Here is a 10,936-nt window from a genome sequence, read left to right on the forward strand (position 1 = left end):
AGCACCAGCACCAGCACCAGCACCAGATGCCCTCAGTCTTGCAAAGCCGCAGACAGCTGAAAACGCGCCACCAGATTTCACGGCGACCGGTCATCACCGGGACAGTTATCCGGCGGATGACGCCGATATCCCAGACTATGATATGGCGGCAACAGACGGCTTGTGGCAGCAGTATGAGCAGGATATGCAATACACTGACACGTCACAACAGGCTCCGCTTGAGCAGTTTGATGGCAGCATTAACGAACAAAACTTTTCTGTCCGCCATGCGGCGCAGGTCGACGCCTGGGCTGCCCGGGTTGAGACACTGGATACCGGCGGACTAAGCAGGCTATTTCTGTTAAATGCTGCTATGCAGCTAAGCGGCAATGTACTGAACCTGACGGTGGCCCAGAGCCAGCAACATCTGGACAGCTCCGCATTCAGAGCCAAATTACAACAGGTACTGCAGCAAAGTTTTAATCAGGCACTTGAGATAGATATTCATTATCAGCCAGAAGTGCCGGATAGTCCGTTGTCTATTCAACAGAAAATTGTGCAGGAGCGATTGGTGTATGTCAGCCGTCTGCTGCAGCAGGATGAGAAAGTACAGCAACTGCAGCAAATGTTTGATGCGCAGTTACTGCCGGATACTATTACAGTGAATTGATGCGCTATGGCGCAGCTTGTATTTTGGCGACGAAGTTATTATCTTGTCGCCGTTAAAGTGCAGCACAACAGTGCTGTCAGGCAAACTTAATTTTACAGCAGGTATAAAGCTATGTTTAAAGGCGGTATGGGCAATATCATGAAGCAGGCGCAAGCCATGCAGGAAAAAATGCAGAAAGTACAGGCCGAAATTGCCGCTATGGAAGTAACAGGTGAAGCTGGCGCGGGCCTGGTTAAAGTGACCATGCTGGGTAACCACAATGTACGCCGTGTCAGCATTGATGACAGCCTGATGCAGGATGATAAAGACATGCTGGAAGATTTAATCGCAGCGGCGATTAATGATGCTGTGCGTCGTGTTGATGAGAGCAGCAAAGAAAAGATGGCCGCTGTGACTGGCGGCTTGCAGTTGCCTCCCGGTATGAAAATGCCATTCTGATGAGCCGTTTTACGCCACTGTTACAACAACTGATCGATGCCCTGCGTGTTTTACCCGGCGTGGGGCCAAAATCAGCCCAGCGCATGGCATTTGCTTTGCTTGAGCGTAACCGCGAAGGTGGTTTGCAGCTTGGTGCTGCGCTCAATGCGGCAATGACTAAAGTTGGCCATTGTCAGCAGTGCCGTACGTTCAGTGAAACTGACCTGTGTCATATTTGCGCAGACCCAGCCAGGGCAGAAGACGGTATTATCTGCGTAGTTGGCTCGGCGGCAGATCAGCTCGCCATAGAGCAAACCGGACAGTTCAGTGGTCGCTACTTTGTGTTACAAGGCTATTTGTCACCGCTTGATGGTATTGGCCCGCAGGATCTGGGGCTGGACAAATTGCAGCAATTTTTTGCAGATGGCAAGGTGCAGGAACTGATTCTGGCAACCAATCCAACCGTTGAAGGTGACGCCACTGCCTTTTATATTGCAGAGCTTTGTCACCGGCAAAACATAAAAGTATCGCGCATCGCCCAGGGTATTCCGGTAGGTGGTGAGCTTGAATTTGTCGATGGCACCACACTGTCGCATGCCTTTAGCGGCCGTAAAGCATTTTAAACTGTTAAAACCCTGCTTGAAATCCGGTTAATCCTCCCCATATTAGTTGTCAGTGTTCGGCTGCATGATGCAGCCTGATGTAAAACAGTCAACTTGATGTTCGAGGATTAGCACAATGAGTGATACTACAGCCACTTCAGCCGGCCAGAAACAAACACACGGCTTTCAGGCCGAGGTGAAACAGCTGCTGCAGCTGATGATCCATTCACTGTATTCCAATAAAGAAATTTTCCTGCGCGAGCTGGTATCAAATGCTTCAGATGCGGCGGACAAACTGCGTTTTCTGGCACTGTCCGATGGCAGCTTATACGGCGATGACGGCGAGCTGCGCGTACGTATCAGTCTGGATGAAAAAGCCCGGACCTTAACGGTGAGTGATAATGGCATCGGCATGACCCAGGATGAAGTTATCAGCCACCTGGGGACTATTGCCAAATCAGGTACCAAAGAGTTCTTCTCGCAGTTATCCGGCGACCAAAGTAAAGACTCGAAGCTGATAGGCCAGTTTGGTGTCGGTTTTTACTCGGCATTTATTGTGGCCGATAAAGTAACAGTACGTACCCGTAAAGCCGGGGCTGCTGCAAACGATGCTATTGAATGGGAATCTGCCGGAGAAGGCGATTACAGCATTACACCCATCAGCAAAGACAGCCGTGGTACAGATATAGTGCTGCACCTGCGTGAAGGTGAAGACGAGTTTTTAAGCCGCTGGAAAGTAGAAAGTATCGTTACCAAATATTCTGATCATATCAGTATTCCGGTAGAGCTGTGGCAGGAAGAACAGCCTGAGCGTGATGGCGCCGATGGTGAGAAAATTGCTGCTGTGCCTGGCCACTGGCAGGCGGTAAATAAGGCCACTGCGCTTTGGACCCGGGATAAGTCTGATATCAGCGATGAAGAGTATCAGGAGTTTTATAAGCACATCTCGCACGACTGGAGCGAGCCGCTAAGCTGGAGCCACAACAAGGTTGAAGGTAACAATAACTACACCAGTTTGTTATATGTGCCGAAGAAAGCACCTTTTGATATGTGGAACCGTGATGCACAGCATGGCCTGAAATTATATGTGCAGCGTGTGTTTATCATGGACGATGCTGAACAGTTCATGCCTAGTTATTTACGTTTTATCAAAGGTTTACTGGATTCAAGTGATCTGCCACTGAACGTATCGCGTGAAATTTTACAGGACACGAAAGTCACTCAGGCATTGCGTAAGGGTTGTACCAGCCGTGCGCTTAAAATGCTGGAGAAACTGAGTAAAGACAGTGAGCAATATCAGACATTCTGGAATGAGTTTGGCCAGGTACTGAAAGAAGGCCCGGCTGAAGATATGGCGAACAAAGAGCAGGTAGCCGCTTTACTGCGCTTTGCGTCAACCCATAACGATGACAGTACACAAAATGTTGCACTGGCAGATTATGTCAGCCGGATGAAAGAGGGGCAGGAAGAGATTTATTACATCGTCGCCGACAGTTATGCTGCAGCGAAGCATAGCCCTCACTTAGAAGTTCTGAAGAAAAAAGGTCTTGAGGTACTGCTGTTATCTGATCGTATCGACGAATGGCTGGTTCAGCACTTGTCTGAGTTTGACGGTAAGAAGCTGCGCTCTGTGGCAAAAGGTGGCCTGGATTTATCCAAATTGGATGATGAAGAAACGAAGAAAGCTCAGGCAGAAACCGAGCAGGCTTTTGCTGATGTGATTAGCCGTTTCAAAACTGTGCTGGGCGAGCAGGTGAAGGACGTTAAAGTCAGCCATCGTCTAACTGAAAGCCCGGCTTGTGTTGTTACTGACGAGTTTGATATGAGTACGCAGATGATCAAACTGATGGAGTCAGTCGGGCAGAAAGTACCTGATGTGAAGCCTATTTTTGAGCTCAACCCTGAACATCAGCTGGTAAAACACGTAGCAGAAGAGCAGGATGAAGACCGCTTTAAACAGTGGGCTGAAGTCTTGTTTGATCAGGCTTTGCTGGCAGAGCGTGGCAACCTGAAAGACCCGGCAAGTTTTGTTGCACGGTTAAATGGCTTGTTGTTATCGCTGGCTAAGTAAGTTGTTAAATCAGGCACAGCGCTGCTGTGCCTGAATCCTATCCGGTTACTGCAGTTTATTGTTTTTTACTCAGTTTTTACCTTTCTTAATCTCTTTGCTCTTCTATACTTTCAACAGCTTAGTCTGAGTCTGTAAGGGGCGGGATATGTCTGCATTTTGGCGCAACATGGGGTTTGGTGGCCGGTTAACCGTTATTATGGTCAGCTTGCTGCTGGTATCTATTCTGGTGCTGACCAGTCTGGTATTTATTGAGTACCGTAACTCACAAACCAGGGCTGTTGTGAACAGTTTACAAACAACCAGCATGTTAAATGCTGAAGCGTTTACTGATTGGTTGCTGGTGCGTCAGGATGAAATGCGGTACATGGCCAGTTTGCCGCAGACCAAGACACTGCAGCTGGACGTGGTTGCGGGTCTGCTGCAGCAACTGGCTCAGTCAAATGGCTTCTATGACACCATATTTGTTGTCTCGCCTTCAGGTATGGGGCTGGCCGGTGTCAGTTTTGCAAATGGCCAGGCCAGTGTACTGAGTACTGCCGAGGCTAACGAATTCAACGTGGCAGACCGGGCGTGGTTTAAAAAAGCGATAGGCGGTGAAGATGTATTTTCACAACCTATCGTGTCCAGAGCAACGGGTAACAGAGTCAGCACTGTGGCAATACCCATCCGGTACAACAACCAGATTGTTGGTGTGATGCGCGGTGCGGTGCAGCTTAGTACTATTTTTAATAAAGTTAACGAGTTAAGCCGCAATGACTATACCGAAATTTATTTGCTGGACGGCGAAGGTAAAGCGATAACGACGGCTCCTTCAATAGCCGATAGCAGTCAGGCACTACAGACTATTGCGGCCGAAGGTATACGGCAGCAGAAGAGTGACATTGGCCAGTATATCAATGCTGCAGGTACTGATGTTATAGGCAGTTACAGCTATATTCCCATGTTAGGCTGGGGCCTGGTGCTGGAGAGCCGTGAGTATGAAGCACTGGCTGAAGTGAGAGAAATGCTGTGGACGCTGGTGGTTATTTCAACAGTGGTATTAATAGTGGCGATAGCGGTATGTATTAGTCTGGTACGCACTATTACCCGGACTTTAGGAGGTGAGCCGGAGTACACCGCTGATATAGTCCAGCAGGTCGCCAACGGTGATTTAACCGCGAACGTGCAGCTAAAGTCAGGCGATACTTCCAGCCTTCTGGCGTCCATTAATCTGATGCAGCAGAATTTACGGTTAATGTTATTGCAAATTCGCGACTACTCTGACCAGGTTGCTGCAGCGGCAACTGAGTTGTCACAAATCAACGAGCAAACCCAACAAGGTATAGAGCAGCAAAATAGCGAAATAAACAGCTCAGCTGTAGCGATGAACCAAATGACTGCCTCGCTGGAAGAGGTGTCCCGTAATACCCAGCAGGCAGCGGGCGCAGCAGGGGCGGCAGAGCAGGAAACTAAGCAGGGCCAGCAGGTGGTGTCTCAAACAGTGCAGTCTTTGGCACAATTGGCCAAAGATGCCAGCCGTTCGGCAGAGATCATCAATCATCTGAAACAGGACAGCGATAAAATTGGCAATATTTTGCAGGTGATTGAAAGTATTGCCGAGCAAACTAACTTATTGGCACTCAATGCAGCTATAGAAGCTGCCAGGGCAGGCGATACCGGCAGGGGCTTTGCGGTAGTTGCAGATGAAGTGCGCACGCTGGCAAGCCGGACAAAAGATTCCACCACTGAAATTCAGCAAATGATAGAGAAGCTACAACGCGGTACTGATAACGCTGTGCAGGCAACCAATCAAAGTGAACAGGCCACCTTACAGACGGCGGAGCAAGCGGGGCGTGCCGGAGATGCATTGGCAGGCATCAGCCGTGCTGTGAAACTGATCAATGATACGGCACAGCAGATTGCCAGCGCCACTGAACAGCAAACCATTGTTTCGCGGGATTTAAATAAAAATCTACACAGGATTAGTGATGTGGCTTATCAAACTGCCGACAACATGACGCAATCTGCACAGGCAAGCGAGTCTCTGGCTAATCTGGCTGAGCAGTTGAAAGCATTACTGGCAAAGTTCCGGGTGTAACGATTTACAACTTTAGTCGATAGCCAGACGGCTTCCTGTCGCAATTAACTGCGTTTTTTGCTGCTTTGACGGCAAAAAATGCAGTGAATGCTGTCTTTTAACAGCTGTAAGACTAAAGACCAGTGAAATAGCCAGACCAGTTGATGGTGACAGACAAATTTCTTGTTTCAGGCAGCACATTGTGTAAAGATCCTGCCTTTATTATTAATGGATCAATCCCAAGACATGAGGGTGTTGCTATGCGCATAATTTTGTTGGGTGCCCCGGGTGCCGGTAAAGGAACTCAGGCTCAGTTTCTGATGAGTAAATATGGCATTCCACAAATTTCTACCGGTGATATGCTGCGGGCTGCAATTAAAGCCGGTACCGAGCTTGGTTTAGCCGCGAAGCAGGTAATGGATGCCGGACAGCTGGTATCAGATGATATTATTATCGGACTGGTGAAAGAGCGTATTGCCCAACCTGATTGCAGCAAAGGCTTTTTGCTCGATGGTTTTCCGCGCACCATTCCACAAGCTGATGCAATGAAAGACAAAGGCATAGTGATTGATCACGTTATTGAATTTGACGTACCGGATGAAGTGATTGTCGAGCGTATGAGTGGGCGTCGTGTTCACCCTGCATCGGGCCGTGTATACCACATCCGCTATAACCCTCCAAAGACCGAAGGTAAGGATGACGTTACTGGCGAAGAGCTGGTTATCAGACCTGATGATGTTGAAGAAACTGTGCGTAAACGCTTAGCTATCTATCATGAACAAACTGAACCTTTAGTGGGTTACTACCGAGCTGAAGCCGAAGCTGGTAATACCCATTATCATCATATTGATGGTACCAAGGCGGTTGACGCGGTAACCAGCGAGCTGGTTAGTCTGCTAAGTTAGACAGATCAAAAGATTAGATAAGAAAGCCCTGATACTTCAGGGCTTTTTCTTAGGAAGAAATTAAACCTCAGGCAACTTTCTCTGCATTTAGTAATTGCGTCCCGGTTTGAGCCGCACTGCTGCCAATGCTGATTTTACGCGGTTTTAGTGCTTCAGGCACTTCCCGCACCAACTCAATATGCAACAGACCATGCGCCATATGGGCACCGGTTACTTTAATGTAGTCTGATAGTTGGAACTTACGTTCAAAGTTTCGCTCAGCTATGCCTTGATGAACAAAGCGGCGACCTTCGTCTTTGCCTGCTTTCTGGCCTTTTACCAGTAAAGTATTGTGTTCAGTTTCGATGCTCAGCTCCTGCTCATCAAAACCCGCCACAGCCATCGTAATACGGTACTGATCTTCACCGGTAACTTCGATATTGTAAGGTGGGTATGCGGGCTGCTTTTCATTGCGTGCAGCGGCGTCCATTAAATTAGCCAGGTGATCGAAGCCGATAAAAGAACGATAAAATGGAGTTAAATCAATATTTGTCATAACCAATTCCTCATTAGCAAAAAGGTGTTTTGTTGCCCTTCGGTTGAACGGGCTGTTAACTTCACCGGCATCAACGCCAGTAGTGGTCAGGTGCCGTATCCGGCCACCTGACCAGTTAATAAGGTTGGTCTGGAAATTTTCAAGCGGTTAGAACAAGATTTTTTGTCAACTTTTGTTGGTCAGTGTTTTTAGGGCTTCCAATGCTGCAGTATAGTCAGGCTCTTGCGCCAGTTCCGCAACGAGCTGCTGGTAGGCCAGTTTGCCTTTGTCATCAATAATCAGAACAGCCCGCGCCAGAATACCCATGTCTTTGATAAGTAAACCATAATTGCTGCCAAAGTCCCGCCACACTGCGTCAGACAGTACTAACATTTTATCTATTTGCTCTTGCTGGCAATAGCGTTTCTGTGCAAAAGGTAAATCGGTACTTATTGTCAGCAGTACTACATTCTGTGGTAAAGCGGCAAATTCAGCGTTAAAGCGCTTGGTTTGCAACGAGCATATACCAGTATCTATACTGGGCACCACGCTGATCATCACAGTTTTACCTTTGAAGTCGGCCAGCGTGACAGTTTTAAAACTGCCATCAACAACTTTGAAAGCCGGTGCTTTGGCGCCAGCACTAACTTTATTACCAAGCAGGACAACATGTTGTTCTCCTGCTTTTACCTGGCTTAATCGTTCTGGCAGACGGGCTTGCAAATCCACAGCAGGGACAGTAAAACTGAAGCTTGTTAAAGCTGCAGCCAGAACAGTGGTAGTATAGAAACGTGTGAACGCTGACATGATACAGCTCCTGTTAAGATTGAATGCACTAAAAGTAATACGCTGGAACACAACATACTTTTGCTGTTTACGCCCGAACCAGTGATTTCAGTCTAGACTGAAATCAAGCCTGTATGAAGTGAGATGCCGATGACAACAGCGGTACTAATTTGCGATGACTCTAATCTGGCTCGTAAACAGCTGGCCAGAATACTACCACAGGAGTGGCAAGCGAACCTGTTTTTTGCCGGCCACGGCGCCGAAGCATTGGATACGTTATTAAAGCAGCGTATTGACTGGCTGTTTTTGGATCTGAATATGCCGGTGATGGACGGTTACCAGGTGTTGCAAGAGCTGCGGGATCGCCAGCTGGATTTGAATGTGGTTGTGGTGTCTGGTGATGTTCAGCCTGAAGCATTCGAGCGCGTGAAAAGTCTGGGGGCTTTGGATTTTATTCGTAAACCGGTAGATAGCACTAAGTTACAACAACTGATGCAGTTACACGCCGTCAGAACCCCACCGCCGGCTGTGACAGAGCAAAAGAAAGCCGCAACCACAGCATCGGCTGAACTTAGTGCCGAAATGCGTGACGTGCTGCAAGAGCTTACTAATGTGGCGATGGGGCAAGCGGGGGATCTGTTGGCCCGTTTGCTAAATGTGTTTGTTAAGTTGCCCATCCCTAATGTCAATTTAATAGAAGTCAGTGAGTTACACATGGCTTTGGCGTCGGTGGAACATGAAGCTACTACGTCAGCGGTGTGCCAGGGCTTTATTGGTGGTGGTGTTTCTGGCGAAGCCTTACTAATCCTTACTGACTCAAGCTTTAAAGATATTGCCCGTTTGATGAACTATCAGGGGGAGCTGACGGTAAAAATTGAACTTGAATTGCTGATGGACATAGCCAATATCCTGATTGGCGCTGTGCTCAAAGGCTTGGCTGAGCAAATTGACATGAGCTTTAGTCAGGGGCACCCGGTGGTGCTGGGGCAGCATGCTACAGTGAGTGAGCTGATTAAAGCCAATGCCAGACGCTGGCGTAAAACACTGGCAATTGAACTGAGCTACGGCATCGAGAACTACAATATTAGCTGTGATTTGCTGTTACTGTTTACTGAGGACAGCCTGAAAACACTGAATTATAAAGTTGCGTTTCTGCTGGAGGAATAAGGATGTCACAAGCCCAGGTAGATGTATCAGAAGTTCACTGGCTGATGGATATGTTTCAGACAGTGGATGTTGGTCTGGTGGTACTCAATTGTGATTATCGCATTCAGGTATGGAATGGCTTTATGGAGAACCACAGCGGCTTAACACCGCGTCAGGTTCGTGATCGTTATCTGTTTGATTTATTCTCTGAAATTGATGAAGACTGGCTAAGGCGCAAGTGTGATCCGGTGATTTTGCTGAAAAACCGTGCTTTCACCATTTGGGAACAACGGCCTTATATTTTTAAGTTTCGTAACTACCGTCCTATTACCGGTAGTGCAGAATATATGTATCAGAACAGCACTATCTTTCCGTTGTCGGATGCGCGCGGTCAGGTCACCCACTTATGTTTTATCATTTATGATGTGACGGACGTTGCCGTCAGCCGTATTGAGCTGGAATCTATGAATGGCCGCTTGAAGCAGCTGACAAAAACCGATTTCTTAACCCAGCTGTTTAACCGGGGGCATTGGGAGGAAAACCTGATCCAGGAATTCAAACGGTTACAGCGTTATTCCCATGCCAGTACTTTACTGATGTGTGATATTGACCATTTTAAACGTATTAACGATACCTACGGCCATGCGGCCGGTGATGTTGTGATTCAGGCGATTGCAGATGCGGTACGTCAGAATTTACGCACAACCGATATTGCCGGGCGTTATGGCGGCGAAGAATACGCCGTGCTGTTAGTTGATACTGCGCTTGACGATGCTGCTGTTCTGGCCGAGAGGTTACGGCAGTCAGTCGAGGCGCTGGCGATTAACTACAATGAACACAATATTAAAGTGACGCTAAGCCTGGGCATTGCCCAGTACAGTTCCGACATGACCGGACACCGGCAATGGATAGAGGCATCAGATAAGGCGCTTTATCGTTCAAAAGCCAATGGTCGCAATCAGGTGACACGCTATCACGCCGATGAATAGCGTCACAGCGCGCCTTGCTCAGGGCAACTGGCAAGTAGCTCAGTGCTGCCATCGTCATTTAATTGTTCCAAATACACCGTGAAGCCCCATAACCTGTGCAGGTGCTTTAACACTTGTTGCTGACTTTGCGCCAGCGGTATCCGGTTTTGAGGCACATATCGCAGTGTCAGCGAACGGTCGCCATTAAAGTCGACATTATAGACCTGTATATTCGGCTCAAGTTGACTGAGATTATATTGTTGCGACAACATCTGCCGGATTTTAAGGTAACCTTCTGCATTATGAATTGCTGCTACTTCCAGGCTAGCGGCTTCATCATCGTCGACGATGGCAAATAAATGAAAATCCCGGATCACTTTGGGTGACAGATACTGGCTGATAAAGCTCTCATCTTTGAAGTTCTGCATGGCAAAATGCAGTGTGTCCAGCCAGTTACTGCCGGCAAGATCCGGAAACCACTCTTTATCTTCTGCTGTTGGCTGCTCACAGATGCGGCGGATATCGGTAAACATGGCAAAACCCAGCGCATAGGGATTGATGCCGGAATAATACTTACTGTTGTAATCGGGCTGGGCCACTACATTAGTGTGGCTGTGCAGTACCTCCAGAATAAAACGGTCGCTTACTTTACCTTCATCATATAAGTGCTGCAGGATAGTGTAGTGCCAGAAGGTGGCCCAGCCTTCGTTCATCACCTGGGTTTGTTTCTGGGGATAAAAATACTGCGAAATTTTCCGTACAATGCGCACTATTTCACGCTGCCAGGGTTTTAGCAGCGGCGCATTTTTTTCGATAAAGTAC

At 48.0% G+C, this 10,936-nt stretch carries 11 protein-coding genes; 8 read left to right on the top strand and 3 right to left on the bottom strand.

Going from position 1 to position 10,936, the window contains the following annotated elements:
- From VIN66_RS05940 to adk, 6 genes are all read left to right on the top strand, one after another.
- Positions 1-649 (top strand): DNA polymerase III subunit gamma/tau C-terminal domain-containing protein (locus VIN66_RS05940; protein WP_331923111.1); only part of this gene is annotated, 649 nt, incomplete at its 5' end.
- A gap of 111 nt (positions 650-760) precedes the next feature.
- A complete protein-coding gene (locus VIN66_RS05945) occupies positions 761-1,087 on the top strand; it encodes a YbaB/EbfC family nucleoid-associated protein (protein ID WP_331923112.1) in 327 nt (108 codons plus the stop codon).
- Entirely contained in the window at positions 1,087-1,689 is a 603-nt protein-coding gene (gene recR / locus VIN66_RS05950; RefSeq protein ID WP_331923113.1) for a recombination mediator RecR, read from the top strand. The genes VIN66_RS05945 and recR overlap by 1 nt, the downstream gene beginning before the upstream one ends.
- Positions 1,690-1,804: 115 nt before the next feature.
- Positions 1,805-3,739 (top strand): molecular chaperone HtpG, encoded by a 1,935-nt coding sequence (gene htpG, locus VIN66_RS05955; protein ID WP_331923114.1) that lies wholly within the window; start codon positions 1,805-1,807, stop codon positions 3,737-3,739.
- Positions 3,740-3,884: 145 nt separating this feature from the next.
- Entirely contained in the window at positions 3,885-5,816 is a 1,932-nt protein-coding gene (locus VIN66_RS05960) for a methyl-accepting chemotaxis protein (protein WP_331923115.1), read from the top strand.
- A gap of 239 nt (positions 5,817-6,055) precedes the next feature.
- Positions 6,056-6,700, top strand: a complete 645-nt coding sequence (adk, locus tag VIN66_RS05965; RefSeq protein WP_331923116.1) for an adenylate kinase — start codon at positions 6,056-6,058, stop codon at positions 6,698-6,700.
- A gap of 67 nt (positions 6,701-6,767) precedes the next feature.
- Here adk and VIN66_RS05970 read toward each other — a convergent pair whose 3' ends face one another.
- Both VIN66_RS05970 and tpx read right to left on the bottom strand, forming a co-directional pair.
- Positions 6,768-7,235, bottom strand: a complete 468-nt coding sequence (locus tag VIN66_RS05970; protein ID WP_331923117.1) for an Hsp20 family protein — start codon at positions 7,233-7,235, stop codon at positions 6,768-6,770.
- A 165-nt stretch (positions 7,236-7,400) separates the two neighbouring features.
- Positions 7,401-8,021 carry a thiol peroxidase gene (gene tpx / locus VIN66_RS05975; RefSeq protein WP_331923118.1) on the bottom strand — a complete coding sequence of 207 codons (621 nt, stop codon included), beginning with the start codon at positions 8,019-8,021 and terminating at the stop codon, positions 7,401-7,403.
- A gap of 129 nt (positions 8,022-8,150) precedes the next feature.
- Here tpx and VIN66_RS05980 point away from each other — a divergent pair, with 129 nt between their 5' ends.
- Positions 8,151-9,167 (top strand): response regulator, encoded by a 1,017-nt coding sequence (locus tag VIN66_RS05980; RefSeq protein ID WP_331923119.1) that lies wholly within the window; start codon positions 8,151-8,153, stop codon positions 9,165-9,167.
- A 2-nt stretch (positions 9,168-9,169) separates the two neighbouring features.
- On the top strand, positions 9,170-10,135 hold the full coding sequence (locus VIN66_RS05985; RefSeq protein WP_331923120.1) for a diguanylate cyclase: 966 nt from the start codon (positions 9,170-9,172) through the stop codon (positions 10,133-10,135).
- Positions 10,136-10,137: 2 nt separating this feature from the next.
- On the opposite strand, the gene VIN66_RS05990 is transcribed toward VIN66_RS05985, so the two are convergent.
- Positions 10,138-10,936: SpoVR family protein (locus tag VIN66_RS05990; RefSeq protein WP_331923121.1), on the bottom strand; the 799-nt coding region annotated here is incomplete at its 5' end.

This window comes from Rheinheimera sp. (assembly GCF_036568245.1).
Taxonomy (GTDB): domain Bacteria; phylum Pseudomonadota; class Gammaproteobacteria; order Enterobacterales; family Alteromonadaceae; genus Alishewanella.